The following is a 22,163-nucleotide window of genomic DNA, read 5'->3' on the forward strand; positions in this document are numbered from 1 at the left end:
CTTTGCGCCTCGGGCGGACGCAACAGGACGAGGCCGAAGCGCCCGGCGCTTGTCATGTGGCCCCAGCCGATTATAGCGCGCAGGCCATGACCAGCATTCCCGCCCGCACCGGAACGGTCGTCCGCAACACCAGCGAGACCCGGATCGCCATCACCGTCAATCTCGACGGCACCGGCAGCTACCAGGTCTCCACCGGGATCGGCTTTCTCGATCACATGGTCGAACAGTTCAGCCGCCATTCGCTGATCGATGTGGCCATGCAGGTCGAGGGCGATCTCCACGTCGATCAGCACCACACCACCGAGGATTCGGCGATCGCGCTTGGCCAGGCGATCGCCCAGGCGCTGGGCGACAAGGCCGGGATCGGGCGCTATGGCGCGGCCTATTCGCCGATGGATGAGACGCTGAGCCGCGTTGCGCTCGACATTTCGGGGCGGCCCTATCTGGTGTGGAAGGCGCGCTTCACCCAGGAGAAGCTCGGCGAATGGGACACCGAGCTGATCGAGCATTGGTTCCATTCGATCGCCCAGGCCGCGGGCATCACGCTGCACATGGAAGTGCTCTACGGCACCAACAACCACCACATCTGCGAAAGCCTCTACAAGGGCTTTGCCCGCGCGATGCGCCAGGCGGTCGAACGCGATCCGAGGAAGGGCGGCGCCATCCCCTCGACAAAGGGGCAGCTCGGTGGGTGAAATCATCGCGCTCGTCGATTACGGCGCGGGCAACCTCCACTCGGTGCACAATGCGCTCAAGGCCGCCGGGGCTAAGGTCAGTGTGACGGCCGATCCCTATGTGGTGCGCGCCGCCGATCGCATCGTGCTGCCCGGGGTGGGCAGCTTCAAGGCCTGCGCGCAAGGGCTTGCTGCCATCCCCGGCATGATCGAGGCGATGACCGAGCGAGTAATGGTGGGCGGGGCGCCGTTCCTTGGCATTTGCGTGGGCATGCAGCTGCTCGCCACCAGCGGGCTTGAACATGGTGAAACCCCCGGCCTTGGCTGGATTGCCGGCGAGGTGCGGCTGATCCGCCCGAGCGATCCGGCGATCAAGGTGCCGCACATGGGCTGGAACGAGGTCGCGTTGCTCCCCCATGCCCGCGCCCACCCGGTGATCGCTGCGGGCGAGGCCTATTTCCTCCATTCCTACCACTTCGTGGCTGATAACCCGCAGACGGTTGCAGCGCTCACCGATCATGGCGAGGGGCTGGTCGCCGCGGTGGCGCGCGACAATATCATCGGGGTGCAGTTCCACCCGGAAAAGAGCCAGGCCTATGGCCTTGCCACGCTCCGGCGCTTTCTGGAGTGGCGCCCATGATCGTCTTTCCGGCGATTGACCTTAAAGGCGGCGCGGTGGTGCGCCTGGCCGAGGGGGACATGGCGCGCGCCACCATCTATGGCGATGATCCGGCCGCCCAGGCGCGCATCTTTGCCGAGGCGGGGGCGGAGCACCTCCACGTCGTTGATCTCGATGGCAGCTTTGCCGGGGAAAGCCGCAACCGCGCGGCGGTGGAAGCGATCATCGCCGCCTTCCCCGGCCATGTGCAGCTCGGCGGCGGCATCCGCGATGCCAAGGCGGTCGAAGGCTGGTTCAACCTCGGCGTGGCACGGGTGGTGATGGGCTCGGCGGCGCTCAAGAACCCCGGTTTCGTGCGCGAAATGGCGCGCGCATGGGAAGGCGGGATCGTCGTTGCCGTCGATGCGCGCGATGGCATGGTGGCGACCGAGGGCTGGGCCGAGGTGTCCGATGTGCCGGTGGTCGATCTGGCCCGCCGCTTCGAGGATGCGGGGGTGGCTGCGCTGCTGTTCACCGATATCGGCCGCGACGGGCTGATGAAGGGGGTGAACATCGAGGCCACGGTCGATCTTGCCCGCCGCGTCGATATTCCGGTGATCGCCAGCGGCGGGGTCAAGGGGCTGGATGACATCCACATGCTCGCGCTCCACGCGGGCGATGGGATCGAAGGGGTGATCACCGGCCGTGCGCTGTATGAAGGGCGGCTCGATCTGGCCGCGGCGCTGGCGATCGGGCGCAAGGCGGCGGGCGGGGGCTAGGGCGATGCGGCTGATGGCCTTCGTGTTCCTGTGCCTCACCTTCCTTGCCGGGGTGACGGTGGGCACGGTGACGCTCGCGCTTGTCAACATCATCGTCTTCTTGGGCCTCGCGCTGCTCGCCGAACGCACCCTCGCCCCGCGCTTTGGCCGCCAAGGTCTGGCCTTCGGCATGGCCGGGGCCTTCTTTGTCAGCTTCCTCTGGCCGATCCCCTTGCGCAGCCCCGATGCGCCCAGCCCCTGCCCGCGCGCCGGCTGCCCCGATCGCCAGCCGCAGGTCACCGTGACGTTGAGCCCTGCCGAATGACTGTCCGCATCCGCGTGATCCCCTGCCTTGATGTCGCCGATGGCCGCGTGGTCAAGGGCGTGAACTTCGTCGATCTCAGGGACGCGGGCGATCCTGTTGAGCAGGCGCGCGCCTATGATGCGGCAGGGGCAGACGAGCTGTGCTTCCTTGACATTTCCGCCAGCCACGAGGGCCGCGGCACGCTGCTCGACATGGTGCGCCGCACCGCCGAGGTGTGCTTCATGCCCTTGACCGTCGGCGGCGGGGTGAGGAGCGTTGCCGATGCGCGCGCGCTGCTGCTCGCCGGGGCGGACAAGGTCGCGGTCAATTCTGCCGCGGTCGCCCGGCCCGAACTGGTGGGCGAGATCGCGCAGCGCTTTGGCAGCCAATGCGTGGTGGCGAGCGTCGATGCCCGCCGCAGCCCGCGCGGCAATTGGGAAATCTTCACCCATGGGGGGCGGCGGCCCACCGGGATCGATGCGGTGGACTATGCCATCAAGGTCGCCAGGCTCGGCGCGGGCGAACTGCTCGTCACCTCGATGGACGGAGACGGGACGCAAAGGGGCTATGACCTCGATCTCACCCGCACCATCGCCGATGCGGTCAGCGTGCCGGTGATCGCCAGCGGCGGGGTGGGGAGCCTTGAACACCTCGTCGAAGGGGTGACCAAGGGCCATGCCAGCGCGGTGCTGGCCGCCAGCATCTTCCATTTCGGCCACCACACCATCGCCGAGGCCCACGCCGCCCTGCGCGCGGCAGGCTTGCCCGCGCGCGGGGATTGACCCACAAGAAGCGCCATGGACACGCTCGCCCGTCTCGAAGCCACGATCACACAGCGCCTCGGTGCCTCGCCCGAGCACAGCTATGTCGCCAGGCTCCATGCCAAGGGCCTGGCCCGCATCGCCCAGAAACTCGGCGAGGAGGCGACCGAGGCGATTATCGCCGCGCTTGCTGGCGACGAGGCCGAACTGGTGGGCGAGGCGGCAGACGTGATCTTCCACCTCATCGTCCTGCTTGCCGAAAAGGGCGTTCGCCTCGAGCAGGTGCTTGCCGAGATCGAACGGCGCGAGGGCACCTCGGGCCTCGCCGAGAAAGCCGCAAGGAGCCAGTAATGCCGATCGACCCGACCTTGCCTTACGATGACACCAACGTCTTTGCCCGCATCCTGCGCGGCGAGATTCCCTCGCACAAGGTCTATGAGGATGATTGGGCCTACGCCTTCGAGGACATCAACCCCCAGGCCCCGGTGCACACGCTGGTGATCCCCAAGGGCCGCTATGTCAGCTGGGATGATTTTTCCGCCCGCGCCTCGGACAGCGAAATTGCCGGCTTCGTGCGCGCGGTGGGCACGGTGGCGCGGATGAAGGGGCTGGTCGAGCCTGGCTATCGCCTGCTCGCCAATATCGGCCAGCACGGCGGGCAGGAAGTGCCGCATCTGCATGTCCACATTTTCGGCGGCCAGCCGCTGGGGCCGATGATCGCGCGGCGCGCAGCGCCCTAGCCGCGGTTCGGGCCGGGTTAATCGGCAAAACCCCACGGCGCGCCTTTGCAGCGAGTCTCCGCTGGGCTAGGGGGCGGCCATGGTCTTGCCCACTCCCCCCGGCGGCATCATCGATGGCACGCGGCACCTTTATGCCGTGAGGGTCTATTACGAGGATACCGATCTGTCGGGCATCACCTATCACGCCAATTACCTGCGCTGGTTCGAGCGTGCGCGCTCGGACCTTCTGCGCCTGCTCGGGATCGACCAGCGCGCCGCGATCGAGGCGGGCGAGGGCGCCTATGCCCTGTCCGAGGTGCAGCTGCGCTATCTGCGCCCGGCGCGGCTTGATGATGATGTGCTGATCGAGACCCGCTGCACCGAGCTTGGCGCGGCCTCCTGCCGGATGCACCAGATCGCCCGGCGCGGCGGCGAGGCGCTGTGCGAGGCACAGCTGCGGGTCGGCTTCATCAGCCTCGATGGCCGCCCGCGCCGCCAGCCCGCTGCCTGGCGCGCCGCCTTTTCCACCTTCATGCACAAGGACGCCTGACTTCGTGACGCCGCTTGCCCTGCTCAGCGCCGCCGCTGCCCCCGCGCCTGCCCCGACAAGGCTGGATCCCATCGCCCTGTTTCTCGAGGCCGACATCATCGTCCAGGCGGTGATGCTGGGCCTGGTGCTTGCCAGCATTTGGGTGTGGATGATCATCGTCTCCTTCAGCCTGCGCCTTGCGGGCCTCGCGAGAAAATCGCGCGACTACGAGACCGAGTTCTGGGAGCAACGCGACTACGAGCCTTTGCTTGCCCGTCAGGTGCGCAAGGAAGTGCCCGCCGCCCGGGTTGCCGCCGCGGGGCTCGAGGAATGGAAGCAGTCCACCGCCCGCCAACCGATCGATCGCGAGGCCGCGCGCCAGCGCATCGCGGCGGCGATGGATAGTCAGGTTGCCGAGGAGGCCGATGCACTCGCCGCGCGGCTCAACTTTCTTGCCACGGTCGGCTCGGTTGCCCCCTTTGTCGGGCTGTTCGGCACGGTGTGGGGGATCATGAATTCCTTCTTCCAGATCGGCGCGCAGCAGAGCGCCAGCCTGGCCGTGGTCGCCCCCGGGATTGCCGAGGCGCTGTTTGCCACCGCCATCGGCCTGTTCGCGGCGATCCCGGCGGTGATCGCCTACAACCGCTTCGGCGCGGCGGTGGATCGTTATGAGGCGAGGCTGCAGCGCTTTGCCGACAAGCTCCACATGGGCCTCAGCCGCGAGCTGGACCGCGCATGATTTGTTTTGCGCAGCCTCGCCCATGCGGCCTTGCGGCCGCATTGCTGCGGGCGGCCGTTCGGCCTTGCGGCGGCTGTACCGCCGAGGGGAGCTGACAGATGGGTATGGGTATTCCATCTTCCCGCGGCCGCCGCGCCCGCCGCGCCCGCCGCGCCGCCATGGCCGAAATCAACGTCACCCCGCTCGTTGATGTGATGCTGGTGCTGCTGATCATCTTCATGGTTACGGTGACGCTGCCCGCCGTGGGCGTGCCGGTCGATCTGCCCGAAAGCCGCGCGGTGCCGGTCGAGGAGCAGCCCGACCAGGTCACCATAACCATCGATTCCAAGGGCGTGATCTATATCGAGGAGACCCCGGTGCCCGCCGGCGGCCTGCCGCAGGCGCTCGCCGCGCTCGATCGCGGCAGCAAGGTGCCGCTGGTGGTGCTGCGCGGCGACAGGAGCCTTGATTATGGCCGGGTGATGCAGGTGATGGGCGAGCTTGGGCGGGCCGGCTTTACCTCGATCTCGCTGGTCACCGAGGGTTCAGTTAGCCCGCCATAGGCGAGGGGATGATGGGCGAGGCAGCATTCCGCAGCGAGGAGAGAATCGGCCTTCTGGCCGCGCTGCTGCTGCATGGCGCGCTCCTCGCCGTTCTGTTGATGCAGACCGTGCGGCGCGAGGTCTCGGTCTTTCCCGAGCGCATGACGGTGAGCCTGGTGAGCGAGGTGGGCCTCGAGGCGGCAGCGCCCGATCCGGTGGCCGAAAGCCGCGCCGCGATTGCGCCCGAACTGGCTGAGCAGCCCGCCCCACCCGCGCCGCAGCCGGCGGTGCGACCTGCGCCAGAGCCACCGCAAGCCCGCCCCGAGCCGCGCCCTCAGCCACAGCCCCAGCCACGGGCCGAACCAAAGCCTCAGCCAAAGTCCGAGCCAAAGAGGGCCGCGCGCCCCAGCCCGGCGCCGAGCCCACCAGCGCCCACGCGTGAGCGCTCGCGCCCCGATCGCACCCCCGCGCCCGCGGCGCGCAGCACACCGGCGCCCAGCAGCGCGCCCAGGGCCGGCGGCAGCCGCATCGGCGAGGATTTCCTCGAGGGCCGGGGCTCATCCACCACCACCAGTGAGACCCGCGCCCCTGCCGCCACCTTCGGCAGCGCCGAGCGCGCCGCGCTTTCTGCCGCGATCACCCGCCAGCTGCGCCCGCACTGGAGCGCGCCTTCGGGGCTCGAGGCCGAACTGCTCGTCTCCACCGTCACCTGGGAGCTCAACCGTGATGGCACCCTGAAGGGTGTGCCGCGCTGCCGCACCAGCCCTGCCAGCATCACCGAAAGCAACCGCCCGCAGGCAGGACTGCATTGCGAGCGCGCCATCCGCGCGGTGCAGCGTGCGGCCCCTTTCAACTTGCCGGAACAATTCTATGATCGCTGGAAAGCGCTCGAGTGGCAATTCGATCGAAGGCTCTAGAATGATGAGAATGCTTGCCCTGTTGGTCTGTGTCGCGCTCGGTGCCGGGCCGCTCGCCGCGCAGGATCTGGGCGCGCCGATCGGCGAGGATCAGGCAGTCGAGCGCGTCCCGGTGGAGGGCGAGGAGGCCGATGGTCCCCTGCGCGGCACGGTGACCGACGAGAGCGCCTGGTCGGACATCGGCATTGCCATTCCCGCCTTTGCCACCGATCGCGACCGGCCGACCCCTGCCAACGAGGCCGGCACCGGCGCGCTCGGGCGCGAGATCGCGCGGGTGATCACCGCCAACTTGCGCAACAACGGGCTGTTCAAGCCGGTTGGCCCGGACAGCCTGCCCCAGCCCGCCTTCGCCCAGATTCCCGCGCCCGCCTATGCCACCTGGAGCGGACGCGGCGCGGAGATGCTGGTGCACGGTTATGTCCGTGCGCGTGAGGACGGGCGGCTGGTGGTCGGCTGCTATCTTTATGATGTTGCGCTCCAGCAGCAATTGGTGCGCGAAGGCTGGGTGGTGGCCCCGGGCGACTGGCGGCGCGCGGCGCACAAGTGCTCCGATCTCATCTTCTCGCGCCTCACTGGCGAAAGCCCGTTCTTCGACAGCCGCATTGCCTATATCGCCGAAACCGGCCCCAAGGATCGGCGGGTGAAGCGGCTTGCGATCATGGATTCGGACGGGGCCAACCACCGCTTCTTGACCCTGGGAAGCGCCACCGCGCTCACCCCGCGGTTTTCGCCCGACTATTCGCGCATTCTCTATCTTTCCTATGTCGATGGCAATCCGCGGATCTATGTCTATGACATCGGCACCGGGCGGCAGACCCTGGTGACCGAGAGCCGCAACCCTACCATCGCCCCGCGCTGGTCGCCCGATGGCCGCTATATCCTCTATTCGATGTCGGTGGGCGGCAACACCGATATCTACCGCGTGCCCGCCAACGGCGGGGCGAGCGTGCGGCTGACCGACAGCCCGGGGATCGACATCGGCGGCTCTTATTCGCCCGATGGCACAAAAATCGTGTTCGAAAGCGACCGTTCGGGCAGCCAGCAATGCTATGTCATGGATGCCGATGGTTCCAACCAGCGCCGCATCAGCTTTTCCGGCGGGCGCTGCGCCACGCCCGAATGGAGCCCGCGCGGTGATCAGATCGCTTTCACCCGCATCGCCGGGGATTTCAACATCGCGGTGATGAACACCAGCGGTGGCAACGTCCGCGTGCTCACCCGCGGCTGGCAGGACGAGGCCCCCACCTGGGCACCCAATGGCCGCATCATCCAGTTCTTCCGCACCGAAAAGAACAGCGGGCGCACCAGCATCTGGCAGGTCGATCTCACCGGCCAGAACGAGCGCCGCCTGCCCACCCCGGTCGATGGTTCCGACCCGGCCTGGGGGCCGATCCGCCCTTGATCCCTTGCGCGACACAGAAAGGAACCGAGCGATGAAGACCAAGCTTGCCACCGCGTTGATGCTGGCCCCGGCGCTGGCGCTGGGCGCCTGCAGCAAGAAGCCCCCGGCCGATATTCCCCCGCCGCCGCAGACTTCCGGCACCGGTGAGCAGACCGGTCCACAGGTGCAGCCGATGGGCCCGCAGGTGGGCACCCAGGCGCATTTTGTTGCCGCCGTGGGTTCCTCGACCACGATCTACTTCGATACCGACCGCTACAACATCGATGCCCAGGATGCCGCCGCGCTCCAGGCCCAGGCGCAATATTTCGCGCGCTATCCGCAGATCACCTTCACCATCGAGGGCCATGCCGACGAACGCGGCACGCGTGAATACAACCTCGCGCTTGGCGAGAAGCGCGCCAATGCGGCGAAGAACTACCTCGTCAGCCTCGGGGTGGATCCGGCGCGGATTTCGGTGATCAGCTATGGCAAGGAACGCCCGGTGGCGCTCGGCTCGAACGAGACCGCCTGGGCGCAGAACCGCCGCGCCGCCAGCGTGATCATCAACTGATCCTTTAGCCCGAAAGGCCGGCCGTGTGCGCGATCTGCGCGGTCACGTGCACGCCCGGTTCGTCCGCCGCAAGCTCGCGTGCGCTGGTGAGGACGCACAGGCCCGCCATGGCGAGCACGGCAAAGAGGCTGGAGAGGGTGAGTTGCGGGCTCATCGCAAGGGGCTTTCGTTTCGGCAGGCGGCTGGCGATCGTCTTGCACTGCAACATTTCAGATTGCAACCGGTTCCTGCTTTCTCACCGCTAGGCAAGCGCCGCCAGAGCGCCTAGACTGGCGTCATCATGGGTTCGACCAACGACATGCTGCGCCGCCCGGGCCTCGGGGCGATGCGATGAGCCGGGCGCGTCGCTCGCTCGACTGGGGCTTTCCGCGCTGGCGCGGCTATGGCGCCGCGCGCGAGGCAGCGAAGGTGCGCATCTGTGATCGGCATGGCTGCGAAGAGCCGGGCGATTGCCCCGCGCCCAAGGCGCCCAACAGCCGCGAACGCTGGTATTTCTGTCAGAAGCACGCTGCCGAATACAACGCCCAGTGGGACTATTTCGCCGGGCTCGAGGCGGCCGAACGCGAGGCGCGCGCCCGGGCCGAGCGGCGCGAAAGCGCGGGCTACGCTGAAGCGGCGCATTATGGCTGGGCCGGCTCTGGCGATGGCACGCGCTCGGCCGACGAGATGCGCGCGCTCGAAGCGCTCGGCCTTGCGCCCGATGCCGATTTCGAGGCGATCAAGAAGGCCTACCGCGCCCGCGCCAAGGACGTGCACCCCGATGTCAAGCCCGGCGATGCCGAGGCCGCGCGCCAGTTCCAGTTGATCCAGACAGCCTACGAAGTGCTGCGCGCCGCCGAGCAGCGGCGCACCTGGCGGGGGTAGGGCGCGGCTAGAGCGCCTCCTTGAAGATACGCCCACCTTTCATGATCAGCCGCAGGTTGGTCGCCGGATCGCCGATCGCATCGAGGCTCGCGGCAAGATCGCCGTGCCACACTGGCAGGTCGGCGTGGGCGCCCGGTGCAATCACCACAAGCGCGCCCGGATAGGGCGTGCGATCGCCCGACATCGCCAGCAGCTCGCCCGCTGCCCCCGTCGCCATGCGCAGCGCCTCGAGCGGGGCCATGAAGCCGGTGAGCTTGGCCAATTGCCGGCCCTGCTTGGCCGAACCGCCGGGGTTCATCAGGATGTTGGTGCCGAAGGCCATCTTCCCCCCTCCGCCCGGCCCTTCTCGAAGGCCTGCACGGTGCCGCGGGCGACCTGTTCACCCTTGGCCTCCTGGATCGGATCGGAGCGCGGGTTGGAATCCTCATCGGCAAGGAAGGGCTGGATCGACCACCAAGCGCCTTCGGCCTTCATCATGCGGATGCTGGCAAGGTCGGCCAGCTGGCCGTGCTCGATCGAGCGCACCCCGGCGCGCAGTGCCCGCTGGATGCCTTCGGGGGTATAGACATGGCTGCACACATAGGTGCCCCAGTCGGCCGCGGCGCGCATTTTCTCCAATAGGAATTGCGCGGTGTCGAGCGGGTCATAGAGCGAAGTCACGCCGCCACCGGCCATGATCTTGATCTGCGAAGTCCCTTCATCAGCTGCCCGTGGGTGCGGCGCAGCACTTCGGCCTCGCCATCGGCGATCGCTGCAACCCCGGCGCGCCCGGTATAGTCGGCCGGATCGCTCGCCATGCGCGGCAGGGCGTTGAGCATGCGGAAATCGCCATGGCCCGATGTCTGCGAGAGCATCGCTCCGCTGGGAAAGATGCGCAGGCCGGCCAGCACGCCGCGATCGATCGCCAGCTTGAGCCCGAACACCGGCCCGCCGGTGTCGCGCACGGTGGTGAAGCCGCGCATCAGGCTGGCGCCTGCTTCCTGCCCGGCGACGAGGTGGATGAAGGCGATATCCTGAGTCAGCGCGGCCAGCTGGGTGACGCTGACGAGGGTCGCGTGCCAGTGGCAATCGATCAGCCCCGGCGTCACCGTGCGTCCGCCGCAATCGATCCGGGTCGCATCCTGCGGCCCCTGCCCGGCGCCGACGATGGCGCTGACCTTGCCGCCTTCAACCACGATCTCGCGGCCGGTGTGGAGCTTGAGCGTGGTGCCGTCGAAGAAGCTGCAATTGGTGAGCACCGTTGGGCACCCCGGTGTCTGGGCGCGGGCGAATTGCGGGGCGAGGCCGAAGCCGGCGAACATCCCCAGCACCGCGGCTGTCCCGCCCAGGGCCTCGCGCCGTGAGAGGTCGGCCTCGATCCGGGCAAAGGCGGCCTGCGTTTCGCGCGCACCGCACAGGCAAGGGTTGATCGAGGCGGCATCGGGCGTCCCGATTGCGCTGTCATGCCCGCAACAATGCATCCCCATCGCGATTTCCCGCGTCCCTGCTGCCGCCGGCGCACTATTCCGCGAGAAGATGGCGAGAATGTGCTGGACGGGAGTGATGGGCCCCTATTCCGTAGGCCCAGCCAGGCCCTTGCCGCGCGCGTCGATTTCCGGTGCGGGATTGTCGTTCCACCAGGGCACATCGCTCCACGGGCGCACGTCCACCTCGTGGCTCCAGCAATTGCGCGGCTGGTGGGCAAGGTGCCAATAGGTTTCGGCCAGCGCCTTGGGGTCGATCAGGCCATCGGCCCCCTTGCCGGCCTTGAAGGCCTGGTAGCGATCGCCCATCAGCTTGCCGAGCGTGTCGGGAGCATCGACCGGTCCGTCAACCACCACGTGGACGACATGCACGCCCTGGGGGGCGAATTCGGCATTGAGGGTCTGGCACAGCATCCGCCGCCCGCCCATCGCCGCGGCGTGGCTGTGCTGGCCGGCATTGCCGCGCATCGCCGCGGTCGCCGATGTGACCAGCAGGGCGCCATGTGCGCCGGTCTGCGCCCGCGCGGCCATGCGCGGCAGCAGCGCGTGGGCGAGGCGGAACAGCCCGAAGGTTGCGAGGCGCCAGCCCAGTTCGAACAGGCGGTGCGGGGTATCGGCGAGCGCGCGGTTGCCGATCTGCGCCCCGAGGTTGTAGAGCGCCGCCTGGATCGGGCCATACTCGGCCTCGGTGCGCGCCACCAGATCCTCGATCGCGCCATCCTCGGCGGCGTTGAGGAGCGTGCCGCTGGCGCTGCCGCCCGCCTGCCTGATCTCCCCCACCATCCGCTCGAGGCCCGCGGCATCCGAACGCCGGGCGAGTACCGCATGATAGCCGCCCGCGGCAAAGCGCCGCGCGGCATTCCCGCCGATGCCCGCGCCCGCGCCGATCACCAGAAACACCGGCCTTGCCCCATTGCCCATCGCTGCTCTCCCCGGCTCGGGCGCGCTCACACCAGCGCCGCCACGCCCCATACCACGCCCACCAGCAGGAACACCCCTGCCACATCCATGAGCAGCCCGGCGGCGACCATGCGCTCGATGCGGATGCGCCCCGTGGCCCAGGCGATGGCGTTGGGGCCGGTGCCGGCAGGCAGGACAAAGCCCCAGCTTGCCGCCAGCGCAGCCGGCAGGGCCAGCAGCACCGGATCGGCCCCCAGCGCCACCACCAGTGCAGCGACCACCGGGATGATCCCCGAGGCGGTGGCAACATTGCTGGCAAATTCGGTGACGAGGATCACCATCGCCACCACCGCCAGGGCCACCAGCAGCAGCGGCCAGGCCGCGAGCGGGAGCAGCGCCTGCCCGATCCATTCGGCCAGGCCCGAAGCCTGCATCCCCGCAGCCAGCGCGAGCCCGCCGCCGAACATGAAGATCACGCTCCACGGCGCGCGCTCGGCCTCGCGCCACACCAGGAGCGCGCGCCCGGTGCCGTCGGGCAGCAGGAACAGCGCCAGCGCCGCGATCACCGCGATGGTGCCATCACTCCAGGCGCCGGGAGGCAGCAGCGGGGCGATGAGCGGCTGGGTCACCCAGGCGGCAAAGGTGAGCGCCACCAGCGGCACCATCCGCCGCTCGGCTTGGCTCCAGGCGGCGTGGCTGGCGATCGCGCGGCGCGCGCCTTCAAAATCGAAGGGCTGGGCCGAGACCTGCTGCACCCGGGCGATGATCGCAGCCGCCAGCGGCACCGCAACCACCACCAGCGGCAGGCCATAGAGCGACCATTCGAGAAAGCTGATCCTGACCCCGGCGATGCGATCGAGCAGCCCTACGGCAATCGCATTGGTGGGCGAGCCGACGATGGTGGCAAGCCCGCCGATATTGGCGGCAAAGGCAATCCCCATCGGCAGGGCGCCGTGGATCGCCTCCTGCGGTGGCGGGGCATCTTCCGCGGGTGCGGCGCTGGCGCTGGCGCTGGTGCCGCCTTCGAGCACCGCGAGGGCCATCGGCATCATGATGAGCGCGGTCGAGGTGTTGGAAATCATCATCGACAGGATCGCCGCGGCGATCATGAAGGCTGCGAGCAGCCGCCCCGGCCCGCCGCGGCTGCCCACCAGCTGCAGGATCGCCAGGCTCAGCCTCCGGTGCAGCCCGGTGCGCTCGATCGCCAGCGCGAGGAAGGCCCCGCCGAGCAGCAGGAACAGGATCGGCGAAAAATAGGTGGCCGCGGTCTCCTCGGCGCTCGATACCCCGGCAAGCGGCAGCACCACGAAGGGCAGGAGCGCGGTGACGGTGAGTGGCACCGCCTCGGTCATCCACCAGGCCGCCATCCACAACACCAGGCCCGCCACCGCCCAGGCGCCAGTGGGCATCCCGGCGGGCGCGGGCAGCACGAGGGTGAGCGCAAGACCGAGCGGGCCGAGGACAAGGCCGAGCCTGCGCGCTGTCATGCCATGATGCCCTTCCTCACTCCGCCGCCCCACCCCATGCAAGGGGCGGGCCTATCAGCGCCGCAGGGGTGGGGGCAAGGGGGTGTGCGAGGGGTGTGGGGGGTGCGGCGGGGGGCGTGGCGGATCGTAGGTCGTGCCGAGGCCGCGAAGGGCGCGCGCGAGGCCCCATGAGCCCGCCGCGCGCCCCGCGCCGGTGGCATGCCCGCGCCGGCGCCTATTTGGGGGCCAGCACCATCAGCATCTGGCGGCCTTCGAGCCGGGGGAAGGCCTCGACCTTGGCGATCTCGGCGACATCGTCCTGCACCCGCTTCAAGAGGTCCATGCCAAGGTGCTGGTGCGCCATCTCGCGCCCGCGAAAGCGCAGGGTGATCTTCACCTTGTCACCATGTTCGATGAACTTGGCGACGTTGCGCATTTTCACCTCATAATCATGGGTGTCGATGTTGGGGCGCATCTTCACTTCCTTGATGTCCTGCGTCTTCTGGGTCTTGCGCGCCAGATTGGCCTTCTTCTGGGCCTCGTAGCGATATTTGCCGACATCGAGGAACTTGCACACCGGCGGATCCGCGTTGGGGGACACCTCGACGAGATTCAAGCCCTTTTCCTGGGCCTGCTCGATCGCTTCGCGGGTGTACATGATACCGAGGTTCTCGCCTTCGTCATCGATGACGCGGACCTTGGGAACCTGGATGAAATGGTCATAGCGCGGGCCGCTTTTGACGGGCGGGGCCAGCGAGCGCCGGGGTGGACGTGATATGGGGTGTTCTCCTGTTGTGGCTGATGCCTGCCGCGCTCCTTAGTGCGAAAGCGGCCCGAGCGCCAGATGGCTTGTCACGCCGCCGCCTGCCACAGCGCAAAGCGGGCGATCCGGCCTCCGGCGCTCATCAGCGCCTCGATCCGCGCGGCCGGTTGCAGCGCGCCGAGGATTTCGGGTGCGCCCGCATCCATTCCGCCGGTGAGCGTGCCGAAGGCGGGCAGGATCATGCGCTCGGCGCCGCCAGCACCGCGCCCAAGGACAGCACAGGGCCGGGCGATGTGACGGTTGCGCACATTCACCCGCAGCTTGGGGTGATAATGGCCCGAAAGCTCGGGCGCGCTCTCCCCGCGCCGGGCCTCGTGGCGCAAGGTCACGCCGCTCAGCTCCAGTTCCGGCAGGATCGTGCCGCCAAAGCCGCGTGGCAGGGCCTCGTCATGGTTGCCGGTGATCCACACCCAATCGAGCGCGCGGGTGAGCGCCTCGAGCATCCCGGTGCAATGGGCATCGAGCCTGAGCGCGCCGGCATCATCGTGGAAATTGTCGCCAAGGCAGATCACCCGCCGCGCGCCCGTGTGCCGCACCGCGTCGGCCAGCCGCTCGAGCGTGTCGCGGCTGTCATAGGGCGGAAGCATCTGGCCGCGCGCGGCAAACCAGCTTGCCTTTTCAAGGTGGAGATCGGCCACCACCAGCGCGCGCTCTGCCGGCCAGTAGAGCGCGCGCCCCTGCCCGAGCGCAAGTTCGTGGCCGGCAAAAGGGAAGGGGGCGAACAGAGCGCGAACCATGCCCCGTCTGTGCCGCCAAAACCGGCGCTTGGCAACAGTCGGCCCATGGCCTTTCGTGCTTGTGCGCAAAGCCGCGCTTTGCCTATGGTGGGCGCGGATGACGGACGGGGCTGTATGACCGATTGGACACCATTTACCGAGCGGGCGCGCGCCTGGTTTGAATCGCTGCGCGACCAGATCTGTGCTGCCTTCGAGGCGATCGAGCGCGAGGCGGGCTCTGATGCCCGCTTCACCTACACCCCCTGGCAGCGCCACGAGGAAGGCAATCCCGATCCCGGTGGCGGGGTGCAGGGCTTGATGAAGGGCAAGGTGTTCGAGAAGGTCGGGGTCAATGTCTCGACCGTGCGCGGCAGCTTTGCCCGCGAATTTGCCGCCTCGATCAACGGCGCCAGCCCCGAACAGCCCGGCTTTGCCGCCACCGGCATCAGCCTGGTGGCGCACATGGCCAATCCGCATGTGCCCGCGGTGCACATGAACACGCGCTTCCTCACCACCACCAAGGCCTGGTTTGGCGGCGGGGCCGATCTCAACCCGCCGATCCCTTATGAGGAGGACACCCAGGAGTTCCACGCCGCCATGCGCGCCGCCTGCGCGCGCCACAATCCCACCTATTACGAGCGCTACAGCAAGTGGGCGGAGGACTATTTCTACATCCCCCACCGCCAGGTGCACCGCGGGGTGGGAGGCATCTTCTATGATCACCTCGAATGCGACGATGAAGCCGCCTTCGAGCGCCATTTCCTCTTCACCCAGGATGTCGGCAAGGCGTTCCTCGATGTCTTCCCGCGGCTGGTGCGCAAGCGCATGAACAGCCCCTTCACCCCCGAGGACGAGGCGCGCCAGCTTGAATACCGGGGCCGCTATGCCGAGTTCAACCTCGTCTATGACCGCGGCACGATCTTCGGGCTCAAGACCGGCGGCAATATCGATGCCATCCTGATGAGCCTGCCGCCGCGGGCGACGTGGTCATGAGACGCAACAAGGTTACAGCGACAGAGCAACGCCGGTAAGCCGCAGCAGCGCTGCGGCGTTCTTCGCACTTGCCGCAAGGTCTTGCCCCGCACATATTCGCCTGCGATGCTGCGCCAGTACGAACTCGTCGAGAAGGTCCTCGATTACGACCCCAACGCCGACGAGGCGATGCTCAACCGTGCCTATGTCTACACCGTGCAGAAGCACGGCAGCCAGAAGCGCGCCAGCGGTGATCCCTATTTCAGCCACCCGATCGAAGTCGCCGGGTTGATGACCGATCTCAAGCTCGATCAGGCCACCATCATCACCGCGCTGCTGCACGACACGGTTGAGGACACGCTTGCCACGATCGAGGATATCGAGGCCCATTTCGGCCCCGAGGTCGCCCGCCTGGTCGATGGCGTGACCAAGCTCTCCAAGATCGAGACCATGGCCGAGACCGAGCGCGCGGCGGAAAACCTGCGCAAGTTCCTGCTGGCGATGTCGGAAGATATCCGCGTGCTGCTGGTCAAGCTTGCTGATCGCCTCCACAACATGCGCACCCTGCACTTCATCAAGTCGCCCGAGAAGCGCCAGCGCATCGCCCGCGAGACGATGGATATCTACGCCCCGCTGGCCGAGCGGGTGGGGATGTATGAATACATGCGCGAGATGCAGGCGCTGGCCTTTCGCGAGCTTGAGCCTGAGGCCTATGCCACCATCACCGGCCGGCTCGAGCAATTGCGCTCGCAGGATGGCGGGCAGGTCGATGCGATTGCGCTCAAGATCAAGCAGCGCCTTGCCGAGGCCGGGCTCAAGGTCGAGGTCTCGGGCCGCGAGAAGCACCCCTATTCGATCTGGCGCAAGATGGCCGAACGCCATGTCAGCTTCGAGCAGGTGACCGACATCATGGCCTTCCGGGTGATCACCGAGACCGAGGAGGATTGCTACCGTGCGCTCGGCATCCTGCACACCACCTGGCAATTCCTGCCGGGCAAGTTCAAGGACTATATCTCGACGCCGAAATCGAACGGCTACCGCTCATTGCACACCGCGCTGATGTATGAAAACTCGATGCGCGTCGAAGTGCAGATCCGCACCCGCGAAATGCACCGCATCAACGAGTTCGGCCTTGCCGCGCACTGGGCCTACAAGCAGGGTGACAGGCCCGATGGCCAGGTCGGCTGGCTGCGCGACCTCATCGAGATCGTCGATGCCAGCCACGATGCCGAGGAACTGCTCGAGCACACCCGCATGGCGATCTACCAGGATCGCATCTTCGCCTTCACCCCTAAGGGCGCGCTGTTCCAGCTGCCCAAGGGGGCGACCGCAGTGGACTTTGCCTTTGCGGTGCACACCAATCTCGGCCTCCAGACCGCAGGGGTGAAGATCAACGGGCGCCACGTGCCGCTGCGCACCCCGTTGGCCAATGGCGATGTGGTCGAGATCATCAAGAACCCCCACGCCAGCCCGCAATTGTCGTGGCTGGGCTTTGTCGTCACCGGCAAGGCGCGCGCGGCGATCCGCCGGGCGGTGCGGATGAAGGAGCGCGCCGAGGTCGCCGCGATCGGGGCCAAGCTGTTCGACGAAATCGCCGCGCGCGTGCCCGCGCGCATCGGCAAGAAGGCGATCCGCGCGGCGCTCGGGCGGCTCGGGATGGAGGAGCCCGATGATCTCATGTATGCGATCGGCGCGGCCAAGATCACCGACCGCGAGGTGATGGAGGCGCTGGTGCCGGGCTGCACCGCCGGGGCCGAGGCCGAAGCGGACTGGACGAGGCGCGAGCGCGCGATCTCGATCCGCGGGCTGACCCCCGGGGTGGCCTTCGAACTTGCCCCCTGCTGCCACCCGGTGCCGGGCGACCGCATCGTCGGCATCCGCCGCAAGGGCGAGCCGGTGCTGGTGCACGCGATCAATTGCCTTGAACTGGCAAGCGGGGTGGACAGCGACTGGATCGATCTTGCCTGGGGCAACCGCTCGGTGGGCGCGGTGGGGCAATTGTCGGTGACGATCTATGATCGCCTCGGCACCCTTGCCGAGATGGCGGGCATCTTCGCCCAGAACAAGGCCAACATCATCACCTTGACGCAGGCCCAGATCGAACATCCTTTCGTCACCTACGACATCGAGGTCGAGGTCGAGGATGCAGCCCACCTCAACCGCATCATCTCGGCCCTGCGGGCGAGCGACGCGGTGGCCCAGGCCGAGCGGCAGTAGGCGTCTGCCCTCTCGCCTGTGGAACGGGCAGGGGTGGTTTTGGCCTGGTCACGCCATATTCGCCACCAAAGTTACATGGCTGCGCCGCGGGTTTCACGCAGAGATCGCAGAGGCAGGAGAGGCGCAGCGATGTCGCGCTTGCGGCGCGGCCAGCGTTCATGTCACGCAAAGGCGCGACGAGGTTCTGCAAGAGGCGCAGCAGCCCCCCATCTTCGCGTCTTCGCATTCAACAGGAATGCCGCTATCGCGGCAGGCCCAACCTCTCTGCGTCTTCCCTCCTCTTCTCTGCGCCTCTGCGAGAACCAATCCGCGGCAAAGCCGCGTGAACCTCTCCGCGGTCTCTGCGTGAGCCCTTACCGCGCCACCCGCCGCACCGGCACGCGGATGTTGCAGATATCCGCCCCGCCCGCAGGCACGATGAAGAAGGGATCGCGGCGGTTGGCGATGGCCTCGGCATAGGCCGCGAAGGTCTTGCTCTCGGTCGAGAGATATTCGAACTTCGGCTGCGCGGCGGCGGGCAGATCGCTCGCCACCCTCACGCTCAGGATCGGCGTGCGCTTATGGGCTTCCGCAGCGGTGTAGAACCCCAGCGCGCCGGAGCCGCGGGGGAGCGAGGAGAGGTGCTCCATCCCCTCGATCACCCGGCCGACAAGGGCGATATTGCGATCAAGATGCCGCGGCGCATGGCCGATCACGGTATAAAGCTCCGCCCCCGATCCGGTGTCGGGCGAATAGTTCCGGCCAACACCGACCATACCGTAGCAATGGACGGGCCACAGGGTATCGCGCGCAAGACCGATCGGCCAGCCCTGCGCGAAGGTTGCTGCGCTGGCATAGGCATCCTTTTGCAGCAGGACGAGCGGAGGCTCCTGCAGCCTGACCTTGAGCATCGGCGCCGAGGCGGATCCTTTTGCATCGGCCTCATCCGCCTTCTGATTGGCCGCCCGCACCCGTGCGCGCGCGCGGGCCGTTTCGATCAGGCGGTCGCGGATCGCGGCAAATCCGGGGCTGGCCGATGTGACTTCGTAGTCTGCCTCAAGCATCACCTTCAGCCCCTCAGGCAGCGGCTTCGGCGCGCCGCGCGCTTCGGGATTGTCGTAATTGGGATCGCCCCATTGGGCGACGTAATTGTCCTGCACCCGGTTCACGCCGATGCCGTCATACCACTTGGCGCGCGCGAGCAGGCGGATGTTGTGCACCCAGCCTTGGGAAAAGGGGGCGGGCATCAGTTGGATCACCACGGTGCGTGGGCGTCCCTCGGCATCGGGCGCGAGGGTCATCACCAGCAGGTCTTCCGCCGGGATCGCCACCCAGTCCGACCGAGGCGCGGCGGCGACGATTTGCGAGGGGGCGGGTGCAGCGGGCTTCGCCGCTTCCTGCGCGGCGAGGGGCAGGGTGAGCGCGAGTGCCGCCGACGCGGCGAGGAATGCGGTTTTCATGGAAGGGGTTGTGACACACTCAACCCCCAATCAAAAACCCCTTTCCACGTGCAAAGGATCGCGGAAAGGGGTTCTCGAGGCAGCGTTCGCAGGGAATGCCGAATCCGCGCAGCGCTGGCCACGCCGTTCTCTTACCACGATTCCGATGCGCGGCCAAACCGAGCCGCCTTGCGGAAGCGCGCTTTCGCCGCTAGTGGCCCGCTCTTGCCTCGAACGGCGATCCTCCGCGCGCTCAAGCAGCGAAGCGGTAGCGCAAGGGGGGCTGCGGAGCAGTGGCCGAGTGGTCGAAGGCGCACGCCTGGAAAGTGTGTATACGGCAAAACCGTATCGAGGGTTCGAATCCCTCCTGCTCCGCCACTTGCCCTCGCGAAAGTGTTCTCCCGATCCGGCCGCGGCCGGATTTTTTCGTTGTATTAGAGGGTTATGCGGGAGTGGCTGTTGACCGACTCCGGTGCTAGGAGGCCCGGAAGCGGTCTCTCGGGGCAGATATTCTCCGGACCTGTTGACTGGCCCTAAGAAGGTTCAGTTCGCTCAACGCATTGAAATAATGTGATATTCGGCGGCGCAAAGCTGTTGACTACGACGACAGGGGCATCTGGCCGAGATGGAGCGGAAATCGAACCTTCGCCAGCTCGGGAGGCTGGCGGGCTTTGCACGCATAACGCTCAAGGAGCCGCAATTTCGCCGGGGAGCGGAGCACCTCTGCCGTTGTCAATCGCGATAGCTGCGGATCGCCTCCTTGTCGAGGTCGCCGGCAGGGACCAGGCGGTAGTGACGTTCCTCGACGACTTTCACTTCGTCGCCGTCGAGCGCCAGTTCGAACATCGCGACGACCTGATCCTCCATGAACTGCGCAGCGATCGCGCGACAGCGCAAGCCCGGGAAGCGCTGCTCGACGAAGCGGATGTCCTGCGTCGTCTGGACGATGCCGATCTGGTCCTTCCCGCCCTTGGCCTGGACCGGGATCACGTAATGGCTGCCCCGCTTGTCGAGCCCGATGTAAAGCTCGTCGATTTCGATCTGGCCGATCCCCTTCACCGTGGTGCGCAGGTGGTTCTGCAAGCTGTAGGTGGTCAGCCCCAGAAAGGTGTCGATCAGCCGGTTGTAGCGGACGATGGCGAGCAGCGCCTGTTCGTCGTCCAGCGCATAGGCCCGGATCAGTTCCGGCGTCGCATCCGGGATGGCGATCCGGACCAAGTCGGGCCGCGGCAGGATGCGATTGATGCGGACGAGCTTGAAGCGATAGGCGGCCTTGCCGGCGCCTTCGATGATCCATTCCATCCCGGCGGGTTGCGTCGCGAGGATGTCGTCCGGCAGCGCGGTGCGGAACCGGAAGGAATAGATCACGTCGCCGAGGTTTTTCGGCAACCGGATGCCGAGTTCGGACGCGCTGCTTTCCAGCGCCTCGCGCTCGAACTCGAAGGCCGTTGCCCCCTGCGCGTAGCGGTCGAAGAAAATCTTCGAGATCAACGCCTGATAGCGGTTCGATTTCTCAGCCATTGGCCGCCCGCAATGCAACGAGTTCCGCCTCTATCTCGGCCTGCTTGCGCTTTCTGGCGCCGCTCTTGCGGTCGCGACCGGACTTCGGCGGAGCGACGCCGAAATGCGCCGCAGCCGTGCCGACATCCATGTACAGCAGCGCCTCGTCGCCGAGCGGGATCGCCTCGGTCGGCCGCTGCGGCTCGACCCCGAGGGCAGCGATAACCTGCGACGCCACCGCGCGGGCGAGCGGCGGCGGGACGGCGTTGCCGATCTGCCGGGCGCCGTGCCACTTGGTGGCGTTGAAGCGGAACCAATCGGGGAAGCCGTGTAGCCTGGCCATTTCCCGCACGGTTACGCACCGGTTCAGCCGATGATGTATCGGTCGCGGGCTGGTGAAGGCTCCCCGCGCCCCGTCGGTTCCTGCCCGCAGCGTGTTCGAAACACCGCCGGCGGGCAGCTTGAACAGGCGGCTGATCGGTTCGACCCGGCCGCCTTCCGTTTCCGAGAACCGGCGGCGGGAGATTTCGGTGTGTTCGGTCCGCGCGCTCGACGTCAGCCGACCGGGATCCCAGAGCCGTGGGTGGGCGAAATGCCAAGCATCGTTCGTCATGCATCGCATTTCCGCCGCAAAGGGGGAAGGACTGCCGAAGGCGGAGGTCGCAACGGCGTCCCCGTGCAGCAAATCTTCGAACGCCTCCGCATCCGGCAAATCGTCCAGCGCGTCCGCACAGGTCGGACCCGACGGTAGTTCGCGGCCGTTCTTGCGACCCGGAATTCGGGTCGTTTCGCCCGGATAGTCGGGCAAGGCGTGCCCCTTCTTGGCGCCGAACAGGATCAGCCTTTCCCGAGACTGCGGCGTGCCGAAGTCGCCGGCATTCAGCACTTTCCAGGGAAGGCGAACCGAATAGCCCTTTTCGCCGAAAGCCGCGACCAGTTCGTGAAGGAATTCCTTGTGCGAGCCGACGGTAAGTCCCTTGACGTTCTCGAATACGAACGTCCGCGCATCGAGTTCCGAGACGATCCGCACGAATTCCAGAACCAGCCGATTGCGCGGATCGTCGAGCACGCGATGTCCGATCAGCGAAAACCCCTGACAGGGCGCGCCGCCGAAAACGCAATCGACGGGACGATTGCCGATTCCCGCCGCAATGCGGATTTCTCTGCCCGACAAGCCCTCGACCGATTTCGGGACAATGGCAGTGCGCGGGAAATTGAATTTATGGACGGCGCAATGAACCGGATCGATCTCGACCGCCGCCGCGACGTCGAATCCTGCCTGTTCGAATCCCAGGCTCATTCCTCCGGCGCCGGCGAACAAGTCTACTCCGATCGGTCTCATGCCAAATCCG

At 67.2% G+C, this 22,163-nt stretch carries 27 protein-coding genes and 1 tRNA gene; 17 read left to right on the forward strand and 11 right to left on the reverse strand.

Annotated elements, in window-relative coordinates; translation table 11 throughout:
- Nucleotides 1–86 precede the first annotated feature (86 nt).
- From hisB to pal, 13 genes are all read left to right on the forward strand, one after another.
- Nucleotides 87–695, forward strand: coding sequence for an imidazoleglycerol-phosphate dehydratase HisB (gene hisB / locus G524_RS0104560; RefSeq protein WP_027442649.1), 609 nt, complete (start codon nt 87–89; stop codon nt 693–695).
- The gene (hisH, locus tag G524_RS0104565; protein ID WP_027442650.1) at nt 688–1,314 is read left to right on the forward strand and encodes an imidazole glycerol phosphate synthase subunit HisH; all 627 of its coding nucleotides are present in this window, start codon (nt 688–690) and stop codon (nt 1,312–1,314) included. Before hisB ends, hisH begins: the two co-directional genes overlap by 8 nt.
- Entirely contained in the window at nt 1,311–2,051 is a 741-nt protein-coding gene (gene hisA, locus G524_RS0104570; RefSeq protein WP_027442651.1) for a 1-(5-phosphoribosyl)-5-[(5-phosphoribosylamino)methylideneamino]imidazole-4-carboxamide isomerase, read from the forward strand. Before hisH ends, hisA begins: the two co-directional genes overlap by 4 nt.
- A 13-nt stretch (nt 2,052–2,064) precedes the next feature.
- Nucleotides 2,065–2,355, forward strand: coding sequence for a hypothetical protein (locus G524_RS0104575; RefSeq protein WP_156894008.1), 291 nt, complete (start codon nt 2,065–2,067; stop codon nt 2,353–2,355).
- Nucleotides 2,352–3,116, forward strand: a complete 765-nt coding sequence (gene hisF, locus G524_RS0104580; protein WP_027442653.1) for an imidazole glycerol phosphate synthase subunit HisF — start codon at nt 2,352–2,354, stop codon at nt 3,114–3,116. Before G524_RS0104575 ends, hisF begins: the two co-directional genes overlap by 4 nt.
- 15 nt (nt 3,117–3,131) lie before the next feature.
- On the forward strand, nt 3,132–3,446 hold the full coding sequence (locus G524_RS0104585) for a phosphoribosyl-ATP diphosphatase (RefSeq protein ID WP_027442654.1): 315 nt from the start codon (nt 3,132–3,134) through the stop codon (nt 3,444–3,446).
- Nucleotides 3,446–3,835: a histidine triad nucleotide-binding protein gene (locus G524_RS0104590; RefSeq protein ID WP_027442655.1), complete on the forward strand. Its 390-nt coding sequence runs from the start codon at nt 3,446–3,448 to the stop codon at nt 3,833–3,835. The genes G524_RS0104585 and G524_RS0104590 overlap by 1 nt, the downstream gene beginning before the upstream one ends.
- 79 nt (nt 3,836–3,914) lie before the next feature.
- Nucleotides 3,915–4,364 (forward strand): YbgC/FadM family acyl-CoA thioesterase, encoded by a 450-nt coding sequence (locus G524_RS0104595; protein WP_027442656.1) that lies wholly within the window; start codon nt 3,915–3,917, stop codon nt 4,362–4,364.
- Between the two features lie 4 nt (nt 4,365–4,368).
- Nucleotides 4,369–5,082 (forward strand): protein TolQ, encoded by a 714-nt coding sequence (gene tolQ / locus G524_RS0104600; RefSeq protein ID WP_036857335.1) that lies wholly within the window; start codon nt 4,369–4,371, stop codon nt 5,080–5,082.
- 98 nt (nt 5,083–5,180) lie between these two features.
- Nucleotides 5,181–5,624: an ExbD/TolR family protein gene (locus tag G524_RS0104610; protein ID WP_027442658.1), complete on the forward strand. Its 444-nt coding sequence runs from the start codon at nt 5,181–5,183 to the stop codon at nt 5,622–5,624.
- An 11-nt stretch (nt 5,625–5,635) separates the two neighbouring features.
- Nucleotides 5,636–6,520 carry a hypothetical protein gene (locus tag G524_RS0104615; protein ID WP_027442659.1) on the forward strand — a complete coding sequence of 295 codons (885 nt, stop codon included), beginning with the start codon at nt 5,636–5,638 and terminating at the stop codon, nt 6,518–6,520.
- 4 nt (nt 6,521–6,524) lie between these two features.
- On the forward strand, nt 6,525–7,922 hold the full coding sequence (gene tolB, locus G524_RS0104620) for a Tol-Pal system beta propeller repeat protein TolB (protein WP_027442660.1): 1,398 nt from the start codon (nt 6,525–6,527) through the stop codon (nt 7,920–7,922).
- A 31-nt stretch (nt 7,923–7,953) separates the two neighbouring features.
- On the forward strand, nt 7,954–8,472 hold the full coding sequence (gene pal / locus G524_RS0104625) for a peptidoglycan-associated lipoprotein Pal (protein WP_027442661.1): 519 nt from the start codon (nt 7,954–7,956) through the stop codon (nt 8,470–8,472).
- A gap of 4 nt (nt 8,473–8,476) precedes the next feature.
- On the opposite strand, the gene G524_RS0104630 is transcribed toward pal, so the two are convergent.
- Entirely contained in the window at nt 8,477–8,626 is a 150-nt protein-coding gene (locus G524_RS0104630) for a hypothetical protein (protein ID WP_156894009.1), read from the reverse strand.
- Nucleotides 8,627–8,802: 176 nt separating this feature from the next.
- Between G524_RS0104630 and G524_RS0104635 the strand changes: the two genes are divergently transcribed.
- Nucleotides 8,803–9,336, forward strand: a complete 534-nt coding sequence (locus G524_RS0104635) for a J domain-containing protein (protein WP_027442663.1) — start codon at nt 8,803–8,805, stop codon at nt 9,334–9,336.
- A gap of 7 nt (nt 9,337–9,343) precedes the next feature.
- Here the strand turns inward: G524_RS0104635 and G524_RS17050 are convergent, their stop codons facing one another.
- The 7 genes from G524_RS17050 to pdeM form a co-directional block, all read right to left on the reverse strand.
- Nucleotides 9,344–9,658: an amidohydrolase family protein gene (locus G524_RS17050; protein WP_211219277.1), complete on the reverse strand. Its 315-nt coding sequence runs from the start codon at nt 9,656–9,658 to the stop codon at nt 9,344–9,346.
- Nucleotides 9,634–10,011, reverse strand: a complete 378-nt coding sequence (locus G524_RS17055; protein WP_211219278.1) for an amidohydrolase family protein — start codon at nt 10,009–10,011, stop codon at nt 9,634–9,636. Before G524_RS17055 ends, G524_RS17050 begins: the two co-directional genes overlap by 25 nt.
- Nucleotides 9,993–10,802, reverse strand: a complete 810-nt coding sequence (locus G524_RS17060; RefSeq protein ID WP_211219280.1) for an amidohydrolase family protein — start codon at nt 10,800–10,802, stop codon at nt 9,993–9,995. Before G524_RS17060 ends, G524_RS17055 begins: the two co-directional genes overlap by 19 nt.
- Nucleotides 10,803–10,886: 84 nt before the next feature.
- Complete coding sequence (locus tag G524_RS0104645) at nt 10,887–11,750, reverse strand: SDR family NAD(P)-dependent oxidoreductase (RefSeq protein WP_245561288.1); 864 nt, start codon at nt 11,748–11,750, stop codon at nt 10,887–10,889.
- Complete coding sequence (locus G524_RS0104650) at nt 11,747–13,186, reverse strand: SLC13 family permease (RefSeq protein WP_027442665.1); 1,440 nt, start codon at nt 13,184–13,186, stop codon at nt 11,747–11,749. The genes G524_RS0104645 and G524_RS0104650 overlap by 4 nt, the downstream gene beginning before the upstream one ends.
- Before the next feature lie 214 nt (nt 13,187–13,400).
- The gene (infC, locus tag G524_RS0104655) at nt 13,401–13,919 is read right to left on the reverse strand and encodes a translation initiation factor IF-3 (RefSeq protein WP_027442666.1); all 519 of its coding nucleotides are present in this window, start codon (nt 13,917–13,919) and stop codon (nt 13,401–13,403) included.
- 98 nt (nt 13,920–14,017) lie between these two features.
- A complete protein-coding gene (pdeM, locus tag G524_RS0104660) occupies nt 14,018–14,725 on the reverse strand; it encodes a ligase-associated DNA damage response endonuclease PdeM (protein ID WP_027442667.1) in 708 nt (235 codons plus the stop codon).
- Nucleotides 14,726–14,839: 114 nt separating this feature from the next.
- Between pdeM and hemF the strand changes: the two genes are divergently transcribed.
- Together hemF and G524_RS0104670 are read left to right on the forward strand one after the other, a co-directional pair.
- Nucleotides 14,840–15,697: an oxygen-dependent coproporphyrinogen oxidase gene (gene hemF, locus G524_RS0104665; protein ID WP_027442668.1), complete on the forward strand. Its 858-nt coding sequence runs from the start codon at nt 14,840–14,842 to the stop codon at nt 15,695–15,697.
- 105 nt (nt 15,698–15,802) lie between these two features.
- Complete coding sequence (locus G524_RS0104670; RefSeq protein WP_027442669.1) at nt 15,803–17,893, forward strand: RelA/SpoT family protein; 2,091 nt, start codon at nt 15,803–15,805, stop codon at nt 17,891–17,893.
- Nucleotides 17,894–18,246: 353 nt separating this feature from the next.
- On the opposite strand, the gene G524_RS0104675 is transcribed toward G524_RS0104670, so the two are convergent.
- Nucleotides 18,247–19,332 (reverse strand): peptidylprolyl isomerase, encoded by a 1,086-nt coding sequence (locus tag G524_RS0104675; protein ID WP_027442670.1) that lies wholly within the window; start codon nt 19,330–19,332, stop codon nt 18,247–18,249.
- 266 nt (nt 19,333–19,598) lie between these two features.
- Between G524_RS0104675 and G524_RS0104680 the strand changes: the two genes are divergently transcribed.
- Nucleotides 19,599–19,689, forward strand: a tRNA-Ser gene (locus tag G524_RS0104680).
- A gap of 354 nt (nt 19,690–20,043) precedes the next feature.
- On the opposite strand, the gene G524_RS0104685 is transcribed toward G524_RS0104680, so the two are convergent.
- Together G524_RS0104685 and G524_RS0104690 are read right to left on the reverse strand one after the other, a co-directional pair.
- Nucleotides 20,044–20,832, reverse strand: coding sequence for a hypothetical protein (locus G524_RS0104685; RefSeq protein WP_027442671.1), 789 nt, complete (start codon nt 20,830–20,832; stop codon nt 20,044–20,046).
- Nucleotides 20,825–22,153 (reverse strand): DNA cytosine methyltransferase, encoded by a 1,329-nt coding sequence (locus G524_RS0104690; protein ID WP_027442672.1) that lies wholly within the window; start codon nt 22,151–22,153, stop codon nt 20,825–20,827. The genes G524_RS0104685 and G524_RS0104690 overlap by 8 nt, the downstream gene beginning before the upstream one ends.
- Nucleotides 22,154–22,163: the final 10 nt, after the last annotated feature.

The organism is Erythrobacter cryptus DSM 12079, assembly GCF_000422985.1.
Lineage (GTDB): Bacteria > Pseudomonadota > Alphaproteobacteria > Sphingomonadales > Sphingomonadaceae > Erythrobacter > Erythrobacter cryptus.